Annotated in this window: 18 protein-coding genes; 11 read left to right on the top strand and 7 right to left on the bottom strand. The window is 59.4% G+C overall.

Annotated elements, in window-relative coordinates:
- Positions 1 to 6: 6 nt before the first annotated feature.
- Together AC2FHX_RS15135 and AC2FHX_RS15130 are read right to left on the bottom strand one after the other, a co-directional pair.
- A complete protein-coding gene (locus AC2FHX_RS15135; protein ID WP_496690284.1) occupies positions 7 to 945 on the bottom strand; it encodes a DMT family transporter in 939 nt (312 codons plus the stop codon).
- A gap of 112 nt (positions 946 to 1,057) precedes the next feature.
- On the bottom strand, positions 1,058 to 1,489 hold the full coding sequence (locus AC2FHX_RS15130) for a group III truncated hemoglobin (RefSeq protein ID WP_142638539.1): 432 nt from the start codon (positions 1,487 to 1,489) through the stop codon (positions 1,058 to 1,060).
- A gap of 165 nt (positions 1,490 to 1,654) precedes the next feature.
- Here AC2FHX_RS15130 and AC2FHX_RS15125 point away from each other — a divergent pair, with 165 nt between their 5' ends.
- Positions 1,655 to 2,122, top strand: a complete 468-nt coding sequence (locus tag AC2FHX_RS15125) for a DUF1203 domain-containing protein (RefSeq protein WP_496702466.1) — start codon at positions 1,655 to 1,657, stop codon at positions 2,120 to 2,122.
- Here the strand turns inward: AC2FHX_RS15125 and AC2FHX_RS15120 are convergent.
- Positions 2,119 to 3,111: an ABC transporter ATP-binding protein gene (locus tag AC2FHX_RS15120; protein WP_496702606.1), complete on the bottom strand. Its 993-nt coding sequence runs from the start codon at positions 3,109 to 3,111 to the stop codon at positions 2,119 to 2,121. The genes AC2FHX_RS15125 and AC2FHX_RS15120 overlap by 4 nt on opposite strands.
- An 87-nt stretch (positions 3,112 to 3,198) precedes the next feature.
- Between AC2FHX_RS15120 and AC2FHX_RS15115 the strand changes: the two genes are divergently transcribed.
- The 3 genes from AC2FHX_RS15115 to polA all read left to right on the top strand — a co-directional run bounded on the left by AC2FHX_RS15115 (position 3,199) and on the right by polA (position 7,126).
- Positions 3,199 to 3,378 carry a zinc-finger domain-containing protein gene (locus AC2FHX_RS15115; RefSeq protein WP_142638543.1) on the top strand — a complete coding sequence of 60 codons (180 nt, stop codon included), beginning with the start codon at positions 3,199 to 3,201 and terminating at the stop codon, positions 3,376 to 3,378.
- A 411-nt stretch (positions 3,379 to 3,789) separates the two neighbouring features.
- Complete coding sequence (locus AC2FHX_RS15110; RefSeq protein WP_496702467.1) at positions 3,790 to 4,257, top strand: hypothetical protein; 468 nt, start codon at positions 3,790 to 3,792, stop codon at positions 4,255 to 4,257.
- A gap of 70 nt (positions 4,258 to 4,327) precedes the next feature.
- Positions 4,328 to 7,126, top strand: coding sequence for a DNA polymerase I (gene polA, locus AC2FHX_RS15105; protein WP_496702469.1), 2,799 nt, complete (start codon positions 4,328 to 4,330; stop codon positions 7,124 to 7,126).
- Positions 7,127 to 7,168: 42 nt separating this feature from the next.
- Here the strand turns inward: polA and AC2FHX_RS15100 are convergent, their stop codons facing one another.
- Both AC2FHX_RS15100 and AC2FHX_RS15095 read right to left on the bottom strand, forming a co-directional pair.
- Positions 7,169 to 7,399: a DUF2798 domain-containing protein gene (locus AC2FHX_RS15100; RefSeq protein ID WP_142638700.1), complete on the bottom strand. Its 231-nt coding sequence runs from the start codon at positions 7,397 to 7,399 to the stop codon at positions 7,169 to 7,171.
- A gap of 71 nt (positions 7,400 to 7,470) precedes the next feature.
- Positions 7,471 to 8,226 (bottom strand): hydroxypyruvate isomerase family protein, encoded by a 756-nt coding sequence (locus AC2FHX_RS15095; protein WP_496702471.1) that lies wholly within the window; start codon positions 8,224 to 8,226, stop codon positions 7,471 to 7,473.
- Between the two features lie 178 nt (positions 8,227 to 8,404).
- Between AC2FHX_RS15095 and AC2FHX_RS15090 the strand changes: the two genes are divergently transcribed.
- Positions 8,405 to 9,349: a DMT family transporter gene (locus tag AC2FHX_RS15090; protein WP_496702473.1), complete on the top strand. Its 945-nt coding sequence runs from the start codon at positions 8,405 to 8,407 to the stop codon at positions 9,347 to 9,349.
- Here AC2FHX_RS15090 and AC2FHX_RS15085 read toward each other — a convergent pair.
- Positions 9,332 to 9,907 carry a DUF1285 domain-containing protein gene (locus AC2FHX_RS15085; protein WP_271951822.1) on the bottom strand — a complete coding sequence of 192 codons (576 nt, stop codon included), beginning with the start codon at positions 9,905 to 9,907 and terminating at the stop codon, positions 9,332 to 9,334. The genes AC2FHX_RS15090 and AC2FHX_RS15085 overlap by 18 nt on opposite strands.
- Before the next feature lie 64 nt (positions 9,908 to 9,971).
- Between AC2FHX_RS15085 and AC2FHX_RS15080 the strand changes: the two genes are divergently transcribed.
- From AC2FHX_RS15080 to AC2FHX_RS15055, 6 genes are all read left to right on the top strand, one after another.
- Positions 9,972 to 10,979 carry an AAA family ATPase gene (locus AC2FHX_RS15080; RefSeq protein WP_271951824.1) on the top strand — a complete coding sequence of 336 codons (1,008 nt, stop codon included), beginning with the start codon at positions 9,972 to 9,974 and terminating at the stop codon, positions 10,977 to 10,979.
- Positions 10,976 to 11,851 carry a DUF58 domain-containing protein gene (locus AC2FHX_RS15075; RefSeq protein WP_496690277.1) on the top strand — a complete coding sequence of 292 codons (876 nt, stop codon included), beginning with the start codon at positions 10,976 to 10,978 and terminating at the stop codon, positions 11,849 to 11,851. Before AC2FHX_RS15080 ends, AC2FHX_RS15075 begins: the two co-directional genes overlap by 4 nt.
- A complete protein-coding gene (locus AC2FHX_RS15070; RefSeq protein ID WP_496702475.1) occupies positions 11,848 to 14,610 on the top strand; it encodes a DUF4159 domain-containing protein in 2,763 nt (920 codons plus the stop codon). Before AC2FHX_RS15075 ends, AC2FHX_RS15070 begins: the two co-directional genes overlap by 4 nt.
- Positions 14,607 to 16,649 (top strand): hypothetical protein, encoded by a 2,043-nt coding sequence (locus AC2FHX_RS15065; protein WP_496702477.1) that lies wholly within the window; start codon positions 14,607 to 14,609, stop codon positions 16,647 to 16,649. Before AC2FHX_RS15070 ends, AC2FHX_RS15065 begins: the two co-directional genes overlap by 4 nt.
- A 313-nt stretch (positions 16,650 to 16,962) precedes the next feature.
- The gene (locus AC2FHX_RS15060; protein ID WP_496692801.1) at positions 16,963 to 19,179 is read left to right on the top strand and encodes a response regulator; all 2,217 of its coding nucleotides are present in this window, start codon (positions 16,963 to 16,965) and stop codon (positions 19,177 to 19,179) included.
- 9 nt (positions 19,180 to 19,188) lie between these two features.
- The gene (locus AC2FHX_RS15055) at positions 19,189 to 19,650 is read left to right on the top strand and encodes a VOC family protein (RefSeq protein WP_496702480.1); all 462 of its coding nucleotides are present in this window, start codon (positions 19,189 to 19,191) and stop codon (positions 19,648 to 19,650) included.
- Here AC2FHX_RS15055 and yaaA read toward each other — a convergent pair.
- Entirely contained in the window at positions 19,620 to 20,411 is a 792-nt protein-coding gene (gene yaaA / locus AC2FHX_RS15050) for a peroxide stress protein YaaA (protein WP_496702482.1), read from the bottom strand. The genes AC2FHX_RS15055 and yaaA overlap by 31 nt on opposite strands.
- Positions 20,412 to 20,420: the final 9 nt, after the last annotated feature.

Here is a 20,420-nt window from a genome sequence, read left to right as displayed (position 1 = left end):
CAGGGGTCATTCTCCTGGTCGCGTCGCCCCTGTATCCGAACGCGGTGAGCGAACCCGCAGAACCGGGGTGTTGGCTGAGGTGGTGTTCGACCGGCTCTCGCGCCAGACGACGAAGACACCAGATGCGATGATGATGCTGGCGCCGACGGCAACCCAGCCGTCTGGCTTTTCGCCGAAAAACGCCATGCCAAAGATCGTGGCCCAGATGATCTGGCTGTATTGGCTGGGGGCGATGACCCCCGCTGGCGCGGCACGATAAGCCAGAATAATCAGGTGTTGGGCAATGACAGAAAATACTCCGACCAGTGCCATCATGGCCAGATGCAACAAGGACGGAGGCTGATAAACGGCCGGTTGCGCGATGCTCATGACCACTATGGCCAGCAGCATCGGATAAAGGATCAGAACGGCCGAGCGTTCCTCATTGCCGATCTTACGGACCAAAACTGACGCGAAAGCGCTGCAGAACGCGGCCGTCAGCGCCGCCAGATGGCCTAGCGTGATGTCCGTGGTACCCGGGCGCAGAACGATCAACACGCCGATCAGGCCCACGCCAACCGCGGCCCAACGCTGGGCGCGGACCACCTCGCCCAATATGGGGATCGACAGGACCGTGACGATCAGCGGGAAAGAGAACAGGAGTGAATATACCTCGGCCAAAGGCAGGACCGAAAAGGAATAAAATGCGCAGGACATGCCTGTGACCATCAACCCCGACCGCAGCAGGACCAGCCAGGGATGGTGCGGAAGGAAGTTGCCGGTAGAGCGGTCTGTCAGGATTGTCACGGCCATCGGCACAAAGGAAAACAGCGTGGCGAAAAAGATGATTTGCATCACCGAATAGGTTCCGCCCAGCACCTTGATCAGCGCATCGTGGCTGGCAAAGACAGCAAAGCCCAGAAACGCATAGCCAAGGCCCCTGAGGGTGGTGTTTTGAGTGCTCATCGGTCTGGCCTTGGGCAGCGGAATGGTGGGTTCATCCGTTGCATAAACCCATTTTTCAGAGTCTGATAGCCCTTATTTTACCGCTAACATGGCAACCGGCCATGATCTGAGATCATCGCAGGATCGGTGGCGCGTCCTTTGGCTGGCGCGCGGATTGTACACCCACTTTCATCCCTACGCCGATGCGCCGGGCCAGCGCCACCCAGGGCAGCGCGGTTTCTGCGGGCAGGGTGCTATGGGCCACCTCCTCGAACAGGTCCAGCCAATGATCGAACAATTCGGGCCTGATATCAGGCCTTTCGATGTGAATACGCTGCGGATTTCCGTCATAACAACGCTCATGCAGAATGGCGTTGCGCCAGAACGCGGCGATCTTGTTCTCGTGCGGGGGCCAGTCGCTGACATGGTTTGCAAAGACCGGCGCCAGTGCCTCGTCCTGCCGGACGCGGGCGTAGAATGCGCTCACCTGCGACATGATCTGTTCAGCGGTGGCGGGAAACCTCGGAGGAATTCCTGGGCGGGCAGGAGAGGTAGGTTTGGACATGGGCGTTCCGAAACTGAATTGCGTCCCGTTCAGATCGGATTGTAGCCCGTGCTGTCAAGCCACGGCGCGTATATGTCGCGCTGTCTCAAAGAAGCGTTTGCGCAGGAAACGGGTCGGTTCCTCTCGCCGGGTCAGGCATCTTTTGTACAAAGAAGGAGACCTAACATGCACAAAATATCCGCCCTCCCCACCGCGCAGGTTCAGGCCTATCGCCAAGGTGCGCCTGATGGTTATGGCAACCCGCCCGAAAGGGCGATATCGAACGGGGAAGGAAACCCCTGCCGTCATTGCCTGACCTATATTCCCAAGGGAAAGGAAATGCTGGTGCTGGCCCACCGGCCCTTTCCAGCGACACAACCTTTTGCTGAAACCGGGCCGATTTACCTTTGTGTAGAGCCTTGTCAGCGCTATGAGGATCTCACCAACCTGCCCGAGGCGCTGACCGCCTCACTCAATTATCTGATTAAAGGGTACGGATCGGACGACAGGATTGTTTACGGCACCGGGATCATTACGCCGCAGGCGGAATTGCAAAACGCTGCCGGGGATATCTTTGCCCGCGCGGATGTCGCCTATATCCACATCAGATCCGCGTCGAATAACTGCTATCACGCGCGGATCGACCGCGCCTAAAGCTTAACCCGGTGCAATCCCCGGCGCGGCTGATCAAGATCAGCTGCCGGGACATCGCCCGCCCGGGTCGAGGTCAGGGCTAGGAACACATCCTCAAGATCTGCTTCTTCGGTGCGAACGTCCCGGATACGCATGCCCACGGCCCTGACGGATTCCAGAACCTGTTCGGCACTGGTCTGGGCACTGCGATAGCGCAGCACCAGGCTGCCATCGTCGCGCAGTGTGGCCTCGACTCCCTCGGTCGCAGGCAGTTCAGTGACGGGGCCATCCGGAATAATTACCATCGTCCGACCATCCATGCGGCCCAGCAGGTCTGCCGTGCTGTCCTGTGCGATCTTTTCGCCATGATTGATGATGGCGATCTGGTCGCACATCTCCTGTGCTTCTTCCAGGTAATGCGTCGTCAGGATGATGGTCATGCCCTGCTGGTTCAGCTTGCGCACGTTGGCCCAGAGCATTTGGCGCAGCTCGATATCCACGCCCGCTGTGGGTTCGTCCAGAACCAGCACTTTGGGGTTATGCACCAAAGCCTTGGCCAACAGCAACCGGCGCCGCATACCGCCGGACAGGGTGCGGGCATAGGCCTCGGCCTTGTCTCTGAGGCCAACCAGTTCGAGGATTTCATCACTGCGCCGCTGCGCCTTTGGTACCCCATATAGGCCAGCCTGAACCTCCAATGCACCGCGCGGGGTAAAGAACGGGTCCAGGTTCAGCTCTTGCGGCATAACGCCGATGGCAGCGCGAGATTGGCGCGGGTTGCGGTCTTGGTCGTGACCCCAGATCGACACATGGCCAGCCGATTTCACCACTAGCCCGGCCAGAATGTTGATCAGGGTTGATTTCCCGGCCCCGTTCGGCCCCAGCAATCCAAAGACTGAACCGCGCGGGATTGTCAGGTCAATGCCCTTCAGCGCCTGTTTTTCAGGCTGGCCCTTGCTGCCGCGATAGGTCTTGCGCAGCCCTTCGATCCTGATTGCCGCATTGTCCATGTGGCTCTTGCCCCCGGTTTGCTCATCGCTCATAAACGCACCTAATGCATGCCCGCGAGGCCGACAACCAGTGAAGGATCGCCAGCCGTGACAATCGAAGCGCCGGAAACCAAGATCGTCGAAACCTCTCGTGTCGCCTGTGATGGTGGCGAAGGTGCATTAGGCCACCCACGTGTCTGGTTACAGATCCCCGAAGACACCGGCTGGGTCGAGTGCCCCTATTGCGACTGCAAATTTGTCTTAAAAGGGCACGAGGCCAGCGCCTGATTGTGCAAAGCCGCGGGCAGGTTTGACCTCTGCCTGATCATTGGAGCTGTTGGCTATTTTCTGTCCGCCGCTATCTGAATGCTTCTAACCGGATCGGGAAATCGGGCGCAGGGCGATGATACGATCGAAATCACCTGGTCAGCGGGCCGATCTACAGGCCTCCTGGGTGCCGGGTTTTTTCGACCGAAATCAGTTTTAAGGCCAGAGGGCGTTTCAACGCGCTGCGAACCTGCCATGTCTGGGCCGGTGAGGTGCTGTGGGCTGCGAATGAAGACTTCGGCACAAGGATGCCATTGCCTTACTCGATCACTTTGTCCCGCTTGATAAACCAATCCGGCAAGGTCTAACCTGCCCAACTAATGTCGTGTTCTGACGATAGCTTTGCGCCGGCTCAATGGAGGAAGTGTGTTGATGGACGCCAGTATCCAAAATACCAACCAACCGGTCTTCGGATGGATTGGTTTTAGTGTTTCCGCAATGGCCCTGTTGGGCGCCCTGTTCCTGTTCTGGGCCGGGCCATTCGCACCGCAACAATCGACTGGCGTGTCTTTGGGAGAGCTTGCAGCCGAGCTTGGAAAATCCACCCTGCGCTCGGCCGCCGGGCTGGACCAACCCGAGCCGGTGGCCCGGGTCCGGGACCTGGATGACTATCTGCAGATCGGCATAGCCCTTTTGGGAGGATTGGCCGTCATCCTGTCGGCCATAGGCATTCTGCGCCACGAAAAACTGCGCCCGGCCATTGCGGGTATCGCAATCGGCATCGGCGCAATCCTGTTTCAGTTCTTTGCTTTTGCGTTTTTCGCTTTCCTCGGTGTGCTGGTCATCATGGCGCTGCTCAACAGCTTTTCGGATGTATTTGGCGGCCTGTTCGGCGGATAGTTCACCTTCTGTACTGGTCACCCGTGCGCCCCTGTGGCAGAACCATCCCTGACCGACAGGGAGCGCGCGCATGAGCAATTTCGGAAAAGGGTGTCACCTTCATCTTATTGACGGATCGGCCTTTATCTTCAGGGCCTATCACGCGCTGCCGCCGCTGACGCGGAAGTCGGATGGGTTGCCGATTGGGGCCGTGTCGGGCTTTTGCAACATGCTGCAGAAATATGTCGAAGGAAACACCGGGCCAGACGCGCCGACCCATGTGGCGGTGATCTTCGACAAGGGCTCTCATACGTTCCGCAACGATATGTATGACCTTTACAAGGCCAATCGCGAGGCCATGCCCGAGGATCTGCGCCCTCAGATGCCCCTGACCCGCGAGGCGACCCGCGCCTTCAATATCGCCTGCAAAGAGCTTGAGGGCTATGAGGCCGACGACATCATTGCCACCCTTGCCATACAGGCGCGTGAGGCGGGTGGTCGCGTCACGATCGTCAGTTCCGACAAGGACCTGATGCAGCTGGTCGGCGATGGGGTCGAAATGCTGGATGCGATGAAGAACAAACGCATCGACCGCGATGGCGTGTTCGAGAAATTCGGCGTCGGGCCTGAACGTGTGGTGGACGTGCAGGCGCTGGCCGGGGACAGCGTGGACAATGTGCCGGGGGCTCCGGGCATTGGGATCAAGACGGCGGCGCTTTTGATCAATGAATTTGGGGATCTGGAAACCCTGCTGGACCGCGCCGAAGAGATCAAACAACCCAAACGCCGCCAGACCCTGATCGACAAACGCGCCCAGATTGAGCTGTCGAAAAGACTGGTGCAGTTGGATGAGAATACGCCGCTGGATTTCACCCTAGACGATCTTGAGGTGCAAGACCCTGAACCGGACACTCTGCTGGGCTTTCTTGCTGAGATGGAGTTCCGCACCCTCACCAAGCGCATAGCGGACAAGCTGGGGGCCGAGGCACCGGTGATTGCAGACGCGCCTGCGCCCGTTGCAGATGTGGCCGAGGCTGAAGACATTCCATTCGACGCGTCGAAGTATGAATGCGTCCGCGACGCGGGGGCTTTGCAGAAATGGATAGACCAGGCATATGAGCGTGGCTGGGTTGCAGTGGACACCGAGACCACTGGGCTGAACGAGATGATCGCAGATCTGGTCGGCATTTCGCTCTGCATCGAGGCGGGCGAGGCCTGCTATATCCCATTGATCCATCGTCAAAGCGCCACCGACGATCTGTTCGGCTCGGACGCGCTGGCCGAGGGGCAAATGCCGATTGAACAGGCTCTAACACTGATAAAACCGATGTTAGAGGACCCGTCGATCCTCAAGATCGGGCAAAACATGAAATACGATGCCAAGATTTTTGCCCGCTATGGCGTGGATGTGGCGCCGATTGATGACACGATGTTGATGTCCTATGCGATGCATGGCGGCGAGCATGGGCATGGCATGGACACCCTGTCCGAGCGTTATTTGAACCACAAGCCGATTCCGATCAAACCGCTGCTGGGATCCGGCAAATCCGCGATCACCTTCGACAAGGTTCCGATTGACGAGGCCACGGCATATGCCGCCGAGGACGCCGATATCACCCTGCGCCTGTGGAGACTGTTCAAACCTCAGCTGCATCAGGTTCAGGTAACGACCGTCTATGAAACGCTGGAGCGCCCTCTGGTGCCGGTCCTGGCCGAAATGGAGATGCATGGCATCAAGGTTGACCGCGATGTCCTCAGCCGCATGTCCAACGCGTTTGCCCAGAAAATGGCCGGGTTAGAGGCTGAAATCCACGAGTTGGCTGGTGAAAGCTTCAATGTCGGCTCCCCCGCTCAGCTGGGCGAGATTCTGTTCGACAAGATGAGTCTGGAAGGCGGCAAGAAGGGCAAGACCGGTAAATATTCAACCGGGGCCGATATCCTTGAGGATCTGGCGACCGAGCATGAATTGCCGCGTCGGGTGCTGGATTGGCGGCAGCTGTCGAAACTGAAATCGACCTATACGGACGCGCTGCAGACCCATATCAACCCCGATACGGGCCGGGTGCATACATCCTATTCGATCACCGGGGCGAACACGGGTCGTTTGGCCTCGACCGATCCGAACCTGCAGAACATCCCCGTGCGCACCGAGGAAGGTCGTCGCATCCGCGAGGCGTTCATTGCCGAACCGGGAAATGTGTTGGTCAGCCTGGATTATAGCCAGATCGAGCTGCGGATTCTGGCGCATATTGCCGATATTCCGGCCTTGAAGCAGGCGTTTACCGATGGGCTGGACATTCACGCCATGACTGCGTCGGAAATGTTCGACGTGCCGCTGGATGAGATGACGCCGGATATTCGCCGTCAGGCCAAGGCGATCAACTTCGGTGTGATCTATGGCATCTCGGGTTTTGGTCTGGCGCGCAACCTGCGCATTCCACGGGCCGAGGCGCAGGGCTTCATCGACCGCTATTTCGAACGCTTCCCCGGCATTCGGACCTATATGGACGACACCGTCACCTTTGCCAAAGAGAATGGCTATGTGCAGACCCTATTCGGGCGCAAAATCCATACGCCCGAAATCAATGCCAAGGGGCCGCATGCGGGATTTTCGCGTCGGGCGGCGATCAACGCTCCGATTCAAGGCACCGCGGCCGACGTGATCCGACGCGCCATGGTGCGGATGCCGGATGCGATCCATGGGTTGCCCGCGAAAATGTTGCTGCAAGTGCATGACGAATTGCTGTTCGAAGTATCCGAGGACGCCGTAGACCCGCTGATCGACGCGGCGCGCGACGTGATGGAGGGGGCCTCGGACCCAGCGGTGAAACTGGATGTGAAACTCAGCGTTGATGCGGGACAGGGCGCGAATTGGGCCGAGGCGCACTAGCGCCGCCGTTCATCAAGCCCTGCGGGCCCTCTTCGCGGCGGGTCAGCCCTGTGGTCTGACCATGCGGTTGACCATCCGTTGCACGCTGGGGCCCAGCAGTAGGATAACTGTGAACGCGATGGGCCAGGAGAAAACCCATGAGCCCATCCAGTCGCCCAGCGTCGCGGGACCGAAGCCGACGGCCTTGGCCGTGGCGATACCGGTGACGATGCAGGACATCATGCCTGACATGATCAGGCTGAACAGGGCGCGGGCATAGCGGGCAGGGATCATCCGGACATCCTTGGTGTGAGGTGGCAATGATCTGCGCCATTTTTCCGGGTAATACCAGTGCGAGCGGACAATCAAAGGTGCATCCAGCCGAGCGTCTCGGCGGTACGTTGGATCGAGGGCTGATATTCGGCACTGACCCAGCCGGTGTAGCCGCTGTTATCAATCGCTCGGAATAGCTCGGCAAAATCCATTTCGCCACGGCCGGGCTCTGAGCGATCCGGTGCCGCTCCGATCTGGGCATGCACGATGCGGGCTTGGAACTGCTGCCAGACCTGCAACGCGTTGCCATGGATCATCTGGGCGTGAAAACTGTCATATTGCAGGCCAACATTGGGCCGGTTCACACGATCCAAAACCTCGGCGGCCAGATCGTAAGAGTTCAGGAAATATTCAGGCTGTGACACCGGGTTGAGCGGTTCGATCGTGAACGGCTGTTGGGGCGCGTGGTCTGCTGCCCATTGCAGGTTTTGAACAAAGCAATCCATAGCATCCACGCCCGAGGAATATCCGGACATGATGTGGATTTTTTCGGGCCGCAGCGCCTGAGCATAGCGTAGAACGCGGCGGATGTCGGACTGGAACCGAGCCTCACCGCCCGGAACGGCGGCATATCCGGGAGTGCCGCCGGTGTAGTTGGGTGGCGGCGCGTTGATCAGCACCAGGTCGAGCCCATTAGCCAGCAGAGCACGGCGGGTTTCCTTGGTAGCCAGATCATAGGGAAACAGAACCTCAACAGCCTTGAACCCGGCCTGCGCGGCAGCTTGAAACCTGTCGAGATAGGGCAGTTCGGCAAAGAGCAGTGAGATATTTGCAGCGAATTTGGGCATGGATGGCCTTTGCGTGTCTGTTCGCCGGACCATATCGGTCGGGTGATTTCAGCGAAAGGGACTGAAAACGACAGATTGTCGAAAATCTGCCAGATCACCCGGTTTAATTCAGTGACGTTCGGGACAATGCGGCGAATCATTTCTGGCGCCGCTTTGACCAGAGGTATGACCCATGGCAATGAGCCCTGACCCCGTGCGCGGGACCGATATTTCTATGTCCGCCGACCGCAACTCCGCCTTGTCTGGCAACGGGTTGGCGGTTGCCTCGATGCTGGCATGGGCCGCAGGCTTTCCGGCGGCAGAGGTCTTGTTGCAAAGCTGGTCGCCAGTGGGCTTGCTGGCGGCACGTCTGGGTCTGGCGGTTTTGGTGCTGCTGCCGATCTGGCTGATGCTGGACGGTCCCAGTCGTATTCTAAGGGCCAGATGGGGATGGGCCATGATCGTCGGAGCGTTTGGCTTTGGCTGCCCGATGTTCCTGCTGATCCTGGCGCAAAAGCTGACCGATCCGGTAACCGTCGTCATCATCGCCTCTTGCGCGCCACTAATCGCAACCCTGCTGGAGCTTAAGGCGGGCACACGTCGGCTGAGCTGGAATTTTGGCCTAGGCGTTCTGGTTTCAATTATCGGCGGGCTGATCGCCACCAGCGCCGTCGCCCCGGCGCAGCTGGGCCTTGGGGCCTTATGCGCGGTCGTGTCGGTAGTCTTTTTCAGCTGGGGCAGCATGACCACAGCGCGCGATTTCCCCGAACTCAGCCAGACCGGGCGCGCGACGATCACGTTGATCGGGGGCTTTGCCATGGCTGTGATCTTGTGCTTTGCCGCTGGCCTGATGGGCATGGAGGTGATCCCCGAGGTTGCCATTGACGGGCAGCAGATCGGGATGCTGGGGATCTATGCGCTGATTTCGCTGGGGCTGAGCCAGATCCTGTTCGTTGCTTCGGTTGGAAAGCTGGGCGTGGCGCTGGCCTCATTCCATATGAACATCGCGCCATTTTACGTGATGCTGATCATGATTGTGCTGGGAGATGAGTGGAATTCAACCCGCGCGCTGGGCGCGGGCATCGTGGCGGTCGCCGTTGTTCTGGCGCAGGATCGCAGGCCGCGCTCAGCCCAGATCGGCTGAGCGGATCAGCGGAAAGAACTGACCGCCCGACCACACCCCGAACCAGTCTTCATGATCGGTGCCGATCTCGACCAGCCGGTAAAAGCTTTTGCGGTCGATGCGCGCCTCAAGATTGGCGCGGATCAGAATATAGGGCGAGGGTTCCTGGGTCTTCGGATCAAACTCAACACGGATCGGGTGATCCGGTCCGGCCTTGGCCGTGTCACCCACATGGGTGCTGAAAGTCAAAATCTGCGCTGCGCCTGAGCCTGTGGCATCAAAGTCGACAGCGACGAACGGGACATCCTCGACCGTGATTCCCACCTTTTCGACCGGGGTCACCAGGTAATATTTGCCTTCTTCTTTCTTAAGAATTGAGGAAAAAAGCTTCACAAGCTCGAACCTGTTGATGGGCGAGCCTAAATAACTCCAACAACCATCTTTTGCGATCCTGATGTCCAGATCGCCACAAAACGGGGGATTCCACAGGTGAACAGGGGGTAAATCCCGTGTTTTCGCGGCTTTGACTGATGCCGCAATGCCATCAGGAGAAGGTGTCACAGGGATTTGTCCGCTCATTACTTTTGCCATTTCCTTTTCGCGCGATACACTTCAACCATACTCGTCCACGGAAGGGAAAGTCATGAGCGAACCTGCCGACCTCGTATCCGAGATCGAAGCGCTGGAAACTAAACTGCAAGAGGCCAAGGCCTCGATCACCCGACGCTTTATCGGGCAAGAGCGGGTCGTGGATCTGACGCTGGCCGCGCTGTTATGCGGCGGGCACGCATTGCTGATCGGCTTGCCCGGGCTGGGCAAGACCCGGCTGGTTGAGACTTTGTCGACCGTGATGGGCCTGCATGGCAACCGTATCCAGTTCACGCCGGATCTGATGCCGGCTGATATTCTGGGGTCCGAGGTTCTGGATACGGCCGAGGATGGCAGTCGCCACTTCCGGTTCATTCCCGGCCCGATCTTCTGTGAATTGCTGATGGCGGATGAGATCAACCGCGCCAGCCCGCGTACACAGTCGGCTTTGCTGCAAGCGATGCAGGAACGCACCGTCACCGTTGCGGGCGAGGATCGTGCGCTGGATGAGCCGTTTCACGTGCTGGCCACGCAGAACCCGATTGAACAAGAAGGCACCTATCCGCTGCCCGAGGCGCAGTTGGACCGCTTTTTGGTGCAGATTGACGTCGAATACCCGGATCGTCAGACCGAGCGGGATATCCTTCTGGCCACGACCGGTGTCGAAGAAGACGACGCACATCAGATTTTCACCAAAGAGGAATTGCTGGCGGCGCAACTTCTGTTGCGCCGGATGCCGGTTGGCGAGTCTGTGGTCGAACTGATTCTGGATCTGGTCCGCGCATTCCGCCCCGGCGAAGCAGGCGTGTCCGATCGTGTGGCCGAAACCGTGGCCTGGGGCCCTGGCCCCCGCGCGGCGCAGGCGTTGATGATGACGGTGCGTGCCAACGCCATGTTGCAGGGGCGACTGGCCCCCAACGCCGAAGATGTTCTTGAGATGGCCCGCCCGGTTCTCAGCCATCGTATGGCGCTGAACTTTGCGGCCCGGGCGCGCGGTGACAGTCTGGCTGATCTGATTGACTCGACCGCGCTTGGGCTGATCCGAACCGAGGCTGCGGCGTGAATGCCGGGCTGACCCTTCGTGAAAGATCCGAGGCCGAGGCATCCCGGCTGCCGCCCCTGTTGGCGCGGGCGGAACATCTGGCCGGAACCGTCCTGCTGGGTGACCATGGGCGTCGCCGATCCGGGATGGGCGATGATTTCTGGCAATACCGCCCGGCACAGGTTGGCGACAGCCGCCGGATGATCGACCACCGCCGCTCGGCCCGTGGCGATCAACAATTTGTGCGCGAACGCGAATGGCAGATTGCCCAATCGGTGATGCTGTGGGTGGATCAGGGCGCGTCGATGCGCTTTGCCTCGGACGCTTCGCTGCCCACCAAGGCGGATCGCGCGCGTTTGCTGGGGCTGGCAACTTCGATCTTGCTGGCGCGTGGTGGTGAGCGTGTGGGCCTGACGGGCACAACCCTGCCGCCCCGGCGCGGCAATGCCCAGATCATCCGGCTTGCGCAGGCCTGGTCCGAGGATGATCAAGCCGACTATGCGCCACCCGAACACCGCGCCATGATCCCTCATGCGCGGGCGGTGTTCATCTCTGATTTTCTTGGCCCGATGGAAGAGGTTGAACTGGCCCTGTCCAAAGCTGCGGATCGTGGCGTGCGCGGGGTGGTCCTGCAGGTGCTGGATCCCGGTGAAGAGAATTTCCCCTATCGTGGACGCACCATTTTCGAAAGTGTGGGCGGCTCGGCCCGGCATGAAACGCTAAAGGCTTCTGATCTTCGTGACCGATATTTTGCGCGCCTTGCCGAACGAAAGGATGCCTTGATGCGCTTGTGTCGGGTGACGGGATGGCAACTGGGGCTGCACCACACTGGCGACAGCGCACAGGCGGCTCTGTTATGGCTGTATCGCGCTTTGGACGGGGGCAGAGTATGACGGTTTTGGCTGGGATAGGCTTTACCGCGCCCTGGGTGTTGCTGGGATTGTTGACCCTGCCCATCCTGTGGCTGGTCCTGCGCGCTGTGCCGCCTGCGCCGATCCGGCGAATGTTTCCGGCCGTAACGCTGCTGCTGGGGCTGAAGGACGACGAGAGTGTTTCGGATCGGACACCATGGTGGCTGCTGCTGTTGCGAATGCTGGCGGCGGCGGCGATCATTATCGGTCTGGCCGGGCCGGTTTTGAATCCCTCGCGGGATCAGGTGGGTTCGGGGCCGCTGTTGTTGGTGCTGGATGCCAGCTGGGCAGGTGCAAGCGGCTGGCCATCGCTTCAGGACCAGCTTGATACGCAGCTGACCGAGGCCGGACGCGCCGGACGCACGGTGGCCTTGCTCAACTTGACGGAGCCAGAAGCCCCAGTCTTTCAGGCCGCCGAAGCGTGGCGGGGTCGGCTTCCGGGGGTGACTCCGATGCCCTGGCAACCAACTCAGCTGCAGATGGATCAGGTGCTCGATGTGCTGGATCAGCTTGATGGTGGTTTTGATACATATTGGTTCAGCGACGGTCTGGGATTTGCGGGTCGGGAAACGGTTCTGGCTGCGTTGCAATCGCGCGGGGAAGTGACCGTGTACCAGTCAGGCTCGCCTGTTTATGCGATTCTGCCCGCCGCCTATCAGGATGGTGTCATTCAACTGACGGCCCAACGCGCCACTGCTGGTCCGGAAAACATCCTGACCATTTTGGCACAGGGGCGCGATCCGGCGGGCGCAATGCGGGTTCTGCAATCCGCCAATGTCGTCTTTGCTGAAGGTGAAACGCTTGCTCAGGTGGAGCTGGCGCTGCCCTCGGAACTACGGGCCAGAATCACCCGGTTCGAGATTCAGGGCCAGCGGTCGGCGGGTGCCGTAACGCTGACCGATGACAGCCTGCGCAGGCGTGAGGTGGCCCTGCTTGCGGGCAGTTTGAACCGTGAAGGGTTAGAGCTGTTGTCGCCGCTACATTATCTGACGCAGGTTTTGGTCCCGACCGCAGATTTTGTCGAGGGCGGGTTGATGGATGTGTTGCCCGCCAATCCGGATGTGATTGTTCTGGCGGATGTGGCGAAATTGGCCGAAGCGGAACAACTGGCGGTGACCGAATGGGTCGAACAGGGCGGGCTGCTGTTGCGCTTTGCCGGGCCGCGCATGGCCGCTAGCGATCTGGGGCGGGATGTCGAGGATACCTTGCTGCCGGTGCGCCTGCGCAGCGGTGGCCGTTCGGTCGGCGGCGCGATGAGCTGGGGTGAGGCCAAAGGTCTGGCTCCGTTCCCCGAAACGTCTCCTTTCTACGGGCTGCGCGTACCACCGGATGTTTCCGTGACCACACAGGTCATGGCGCAACCAGACCCTAATTTGGCTGATCGGGTGATTGCATCGCTGACGGATGGCACGCCTCTGGTCACGCGCAAGGCGTTGGGGTTGGGGCAGGTGGTGCTGTTCCATGTCACCGCTGATGCCGAATGGTCGAGCCTTCCCCTCTCGGGCCTGTTTGTCGAGATGCTGGACCGGCTCGCCGTTGCGTCTGCTGCGAAATCCCGGGAAGAATCGCAACTACAGGGCACGACCTGGGAACCGCTGCAGGTCATGGATGGGTTCGGAGGTTTGTCGGATGCGGATAACCTGGCCGGTGTCGATGGGGTTGATCTGGCCTCGGGCGCAATCGGGCCGGACCTGCGGCCGGGCCTGTATGAAAGCGGCAAGCAAAAACTGGCGCTGAATGTACTGGATGCGGATACGGTGCTGACGCCAGCCATCTGGCCATCTGATGTGCCGATCAAAGGGCAGGAAATCAGCGCCGAAACGCCGGTCGGGGGCATTTTGCTTAGCCTCGCGCTGATCTTGCTGACGGTGGACGTCATTGCGTCACTTCTGTTGTCGGGGCGACTTGGGCTGGCCCGGGCCGCGGCGATGGCGCTGGGTGCGTTGCTGATTGCACCTGACCTTCAGGCTCAGACGCCCGAGGAAACCGATTTTGCCCTGATGGCAACGCAAGAGCTGGTACTGGCTCATGTCATGACCGGAAACGCGCAGGTTGACGATATCGCGGGCGCCGGGATGCGTGGCTTGGCGCAAACTTTGTTCTTCCGCACTTCGGTCGAACCGGCAGAGCCCATCGGCGTTGATCTGGAACGGGACGAGCTGGCGTTTTTCCCGCTGCTGTACTGGCCGATCACGCCGGAACAGCCGCAACCCTCGGACGAAGCCTATGCCAAGCTGAATGCCTATCTCCGCTCGGGCGGCATGATCCTGTTCGACACGCGCGACGCGGATGTGGCGCGTTTCGGTGCAGCAAGCCCCAATGGCCGCAAGCTGCAACAACTGGCCGCCCCGCTGAATATCCCTTCGTTAGAGCCTGTTCCGGATGACCATGTTCTGACGCGGGCCTTCTATTTGCTGCAGGATTTCCCGGGCCGATATGCTGGTACCGAGATTTGGGTCGAAGCCGCCCCGCCGGATGCGGAACAGATCGACGGCATGCCGTTCCGCAACCTAAACGACAATGTGACACCGGTAGTGATCGGCGGGAATGACTGGGCCGGGGCCTGGGCCGTCGACCGAAACGGGCAGGCCTTGTTGCCGGTCGGGCGCGGATATGCCGGTGAGCGGCAGCGGGAATTGGCCAATCGGTTTGGCGTCAATCTGGTGATGCATGTGCTGACCGGGAATTACAAATCGGATCAGGTCCATGTGCCTGCGCTGCTGGACAGGTTGGGACAATGACCGGAACCGTTATCTTTGACCCTCTGATTCCGTGGCCCGTTCTGATGGTCGTTGCCGCGATTGCCATATCAGGCGTTGTTCTAGCCCTGTGGCGGGGCCTGTCTGGCTGGGCTTTGCGCGGGTTGGCCGCCCTGGTCGTGATCGCGGCCATGGCGGGGCCTGTTTATCAGGTCGAAGATCGCACTCCGCTGACCGACATCGTGGTGATGATCGAGGATGAAAGCGCCAGCCAGACCCTGTCCGATCGCGCGGAACAGACCGCACAGGCCGCTGCCGAACTGGCGGCCGAGATCGACGCGCGCGACAATACCGAGCTGCGCCGGATCCGGGTGGGTGACAGCGATGGGGATGAGGGCACACAGGTCATGGCTGCGCTGAACAAAGTCCTGGCCGAGGAACCCCGTGCGCGCATTGCGGGGATCCTCGTGCTTTCGGACGGGATCGTGCATGACGTTGATCAGGCCCCTGACCTGCCTGCACCGATGCACCTGTTGCAGACTGGGCGGGCCAGCGACTGGGACCGCCGTCTGATCGTCCGCAATGCACCGGCTTTTGCCATTATCGGAGAGCCGGTCACGCTGACGTTGCGGGTTGAGGATAGCGGCGCAGTTCCTGTTGCGGCTGCGAATGCGCCTTTGGAAATTTCGGTTGATGGCAATGCGCCAGAGCATTTCACCATTCCAATCGGTGTCGATGTCGAGCTACCGGTCAAGCTGTCCCATGGCGGGCGGAATGTCATCCAGTTTACCGTACCCGGCGTCGAAGGAGAGTTGACCGACCGCAACAACACCGCACTGATTCAGATGAACGGTGTGCGCGACCGTCTGCGGGTGCTGCTGGTTTCGGGTGAACCGCATCCAGGTGGACGGACCTGGCGGAACCTTCTGAAATCCGACAGCTCGGTTGATCTGGTGCATTTCACGATCCTGCGACCGCCTGAAAAGCAGGATGGTGTGCCTGTGGACGAGTTGTCTTTGATCGCTTTTCCGACTCGAGAACTGTTTCTGGAAAAGATCAACGATTTCGATCTGATCATCTTTGATCGCTATAAGCGGCGCGGTATTCTGCCTGCGGTCTATCTGGAGAATGTCACCAATTACATCAATGATGGTGGTGCGGTTCTGATTGCGGCTGGTCCTGATTTTGCCAGCGCCGACAGTATCTTCCGCTCGCCGCTGGCGCCGATTCTTCCGGCGCAGCCTACCGCACGGGTCATCGAAGAACGCTTTGTCCCCACAGTTACAGATATGGGGCACCGGCACCCGGTGACCACGGATCTGGGCGATTCCGAGCATTGGGGTGCATGGTTGCGCCAGGTTGATGTCCTGTTCCGATCAGGTGAAACGCTGATGACCGGCGTCGATAACCGGCCGCTGCTGGTGCTGGACCGGGTCGGAGAGGGGCGCGTGGCAATGCTCGCCTCTGACCACGCTTGGCTCTGGAGCCGTGGCTTCGACGGCGGTGGTCCGCAGCTTGAACTGCTGCGGCGATTGGCACATTGGATGATGAAAGAACCCGAGCTTGAGGAAGAGGCTCTGTGGGCCGAAGCAAATGGTCAAATCATGCGCGTCATCCGTCAAACCCTGGGGGATGACGTCGGAGCGGTTACCATCACGCAGCCCAATGGCGAAACACTTGAGGTGACGCTGAACGAAGTTTCTCCGGGGCGGTTCGAAGCTCAGATCTTCGGCCCCGAGATTGGCCTCTATCGTCTGCAAGAGGGTGAACATTCGGCGGTGATTGGGTTGGGCCCTGCGGCCCCCAAAGAATTTGAGCGTACGATTGCTACCGATCAGATCCTTGAGCCGGTTCTGGCCGAATTGCGCGGCGGTGTGATCCGGGTCGAGGACGGTTTGCCTTCGATCCGCAATGTCCGCGCTGGGCGGCCAGCATCGGGGCGCGGTTGGATCGGGCTGACCCCGCGCGATGCCTACCAGACCAGCTCTGTAACACAGGCTGGTGTTCTACCGCCCTGGCTGGTGCTTTTGCTGGCCGGTGGGTTCCTTCTGGCGGGTTGGCTGCGTGAAGGTCGGCGTTAGGTCATTCGACCACAACGCTGATTGTGGCCCCAGCCGCCAGCATCATGTCATGGTAAAGCACCGTTTGAACCGGCTTTGCTGCGTCAGGTTTGTCGTGTAATCCCACACAATTTTTTGATCTGAGCGCCTGTAGCGCATTCAGAAACAGCAGATTTTGCGTTGAGTAGGAAAAGGCAGGTACTGGCGAGGCAGGCAGTTTTGAACGTTTGCGGCCTCTGAGCCTGCCATTGGTCTGTGGCAACAGGCAACGGCTTAAACACTTTTTCACGCTCTGTCGGGATGCTGTGGGCAGATTGTACCGGGATCACCTTTGATGAGTCTTGCAACCAAATTGGCACAGGAAAGACGCGCACGGCTTGCCGCTGAACGTCTGCTGGAGATGAAACAGGCCGAGCTATCAGCGGCCAACCGGAAATTGGGCCTGCACGCGATGGCTCTGACTAAACGCATTGGTGAAACGCGGGCCGAGGTTGAGACGGTGCGCGATGAAAATGAAAAAGTTAAATCGGACCTGACATTGGCCAATGCCAAGATCGAAGTGGCCGAACGGCGGCTATGGCATTCGATCCAGACCTTCCCAGACGGGTTTGCATTCTTCGACGAAGAGAGCCGGTTGATCGGGGCAAATGCCTCATATTTCAGCCTGTTTGAGGGGCTGGATGAAGTAGCGCCCGGCATCAGCTATGGCAGAATTCTGGAAACCCTCACGCAGGAGGGTCTGATTGATACCGTGGACGAGGCGCAGGATGATTGGCGCGCCAGGATGCTGGCCCGTTGGAAGTTGTCCAACCCGCCGTCAGAAATCGTCAAGCTGTGGAACGGGCTCTATATCAAGCTGATTGATCAACGCGGTGGCGGTGGCGATGTGGTCAGCCTTGCGCTTGATATAACCGCCTCGGTCCGGCATCAGGCCGAACTGACCGCGGCGCGCGAACGGGCCGAGGCTGCAAACCGCGCGAAATCTGCATTCCTGGCCAATATGAGCCATGAAATCCGCACGCCCATGAACGGTATCGTTGGCATGACCGAGTTGATGACCGAAACCGCGCTGGATGAAGAACAACGGCTCTATCTCAACACGATCCGCAATTCCGGTGAAGCCTTGCTGGTGATCATCAACGATGTTCTGGATTACTCGAAGATTGAGGCGGATAAGCTGGTCTTGCACCCCGAACAGTTCGATTTCGAACGCTGTATCCTTGAGGTGGCGATGCTGCTGCAGCCCAGTGTTCGTGACAAGGGTTTAAGCCTTTTAGTCGACTATGACCTGTTTTTGCCAACCCTGTTCGTGGGCGATCCGGGCCGGGTGCGTCAGGTCTTAACCAATCTGGTAGGCAACGCGGTCAAGTTCACGGCGGAAGGGCATGTCTTGATCCGCGTCACGGGGGTCCCCCGCGCGGAGGCCCAGGCCTGTGATATTCATGTTGCCATAGAAGATACGGGTATCGGTATCGCCGAGGATAAAGCGGCGCATATCTTTGGTGAATTCAATCAGGTCGAGGATGAACAAAACCGACAGTTTGAAGGGACCGGGTTGGGTCTGGCCATCACCAAACGACTGATCAAATTGATGGACGGTGCCATCTGGGTCGAAAGCGAGCCGGGCCAGGGGTCCTGTTTTGGATTTCGGATAACGCTGCCGACGGTCGAAGGTCCGCAACCCGCCCCCCCGAATCTGGAAGGATGTCTGCGCCATGTGGTCGTGGTTGAAGATCTGGCTGTCAATCGAGCGATCCTGTCAAAGCAACTTGGTCGCCTAGGTGCCAAGGTTACCGAATGTACCACCGGAACCGAGGCGCTGGCTACGCTTGATGACACGGTAGATCTGGTGCTGTGCGATCACGATCTGCCGGACATGGACGGGCTGGATTTGGCGGCCACGATAAAGGGCCGGGGGTGGACGGATACCTCTGTCGTGGTCATGTCGGCCAATCCCGGCGTGATTCATGCTCATCCGGCCTGCGAGCTTATTGACGGAGTGTTGCAAAAGCCGATCCCTCGTTCAGAATTATATGCACGTCTGACCGCTCTGGGACGATCAGCGGATTCGATATCGAATGGTTCCGACACGCAAAACCCAACGGTTGCGCAGGTCAGACCGATTGCCGGGGATCAAAGGCTCATGCGGGTTCTGGCTGCTGAGGACAACAAGACCAACCAGCTGATCCTGCGCAAAATGGTCAAGGATCTGAACATTGATCTTCGCTTTGCGGGCAACGGGCTTGAGGCGGTCGCCGCCCATCTGGAATTCGACCCGGATTTGATATTCATGGATATCTCGATGCCCGGAATGGATGGTAAACAGGCCACAGGTGAAATCCGCCGCCGCGAGGTTGAAACCAATCAGCACGTCCCGATCGTAGCCCTGACCGCACATGCAATGAGCGGAGATGATCAGGGTATTTTATCGGCTGGATTGGACTACTACCTGACCAAACCGCTGCAAAAACAGAAAATCCACCAGATGATCCTTGACCATCGGCCAGACGGAACGCAACCGGTTCTTGATGACGAAACCCGAGCGTTCTAGGCTGCCGACATGACTGATGACCGTGGATTTCACCCCCGCGCGCTGGGCGAGATTGCCATTCGCTGCGCAGATATGGCCGCTATGGTGCAGTTCTATGAACAGGTGATCGGCCTGCAGCGTCTGAGCGGTGACCATGACAGCGCTATAACCTTCTTCCGGATAGCCGAGGGGTTTGGCGGCCATACGCAAGTTCTGGCCCTGTTTCACTACAGCACCGCGCCACGACCGGGGCAACATCGGGCCGGTGCAGAAGGTCCCGTAACAGGAGCGGGATCGTCGCTGCATCATATCGCATTGTCGCTGCCCTTCGACGAGCAGCCGGCGGTCACGAGTTGGTATGACAAGATCGGCCAACCCTATCGCGTCGAGCAGTTCGGATGGGTTGGTTGGCGCGGAATTTTCACCGAAGACCCGGAAGGCAACACAGTTGAACTGGTCTCTTACGACCCGTCGATGCTGGCTGAGGCCTGATAGGGCCGGATAAAGACCGGCTTGTCGTTCTCTGACAGGTCGGGGCGGTATTCATAGCCGCCCGAGTCGAACTCTGTCAGGCTGGCGGGATCGGACAGACGGTGTTGAATGACATAGCGTGCCATCGCCCCGCGTGCCTTTTTGGCAAAGAAGCTGACGATCTTTGGTGTGCCGCCCTTGTCTTCCATGAAGACCGGCGTGATGACCCGTAATTTCAGCGCTTTGGGGTCTACTGCACCGAAATATTCCTGACTGGCGCAATTCAACAGCACATCGCTACCGATCCCGGCTGCCTGAGCGTTCAGCGCCTTGCTTAGTTGGTCGCGCCAATAATCGTACAGGTTCTTGCCGCGCCGGGTCTTCAGCCTACTGCCCATCTCAAGCCGATAGGGCTGAATGGCGTCCAGCGGACGCAATATGCCATACAGTCCGGACAGGATACGCAGGTGATCCTGGGCCCAGGCCATCTCTTCCACATCCAGCGAAGTCGCTTCGAGCCCCTGATAGGTGTCTCCGGCAAAGGCCAGTGCGGCCGGGCGTGTCGCCACAGCATCGGGGGCGTCCGAAAAGGCGCGATAACGGTCGCGGTTCAGGCGGGCCAGATCATCGCTCAGATCCATCAGCTTTTTCAGGTCGCCCAGCGTTAGATTGCGGGCGGTTTTCGACAGGCGGATCGCGTCATCCTGAAAGTCGGGTTGCGTGACCTCAACATTCCGTTCTGCCCAATCCAGCCGTTTGGCCGGGGAAATCACTACCAGCATAGTCGCCCT

This window comes from Ruegeria sp. CDSC042, from assembly GCF_059610745.1.
The sequence above is the reverse complement of the archived record's forward strand: the minus strand, read 5'-3'. Positions and strand labels throughout refer to the sequence as shown.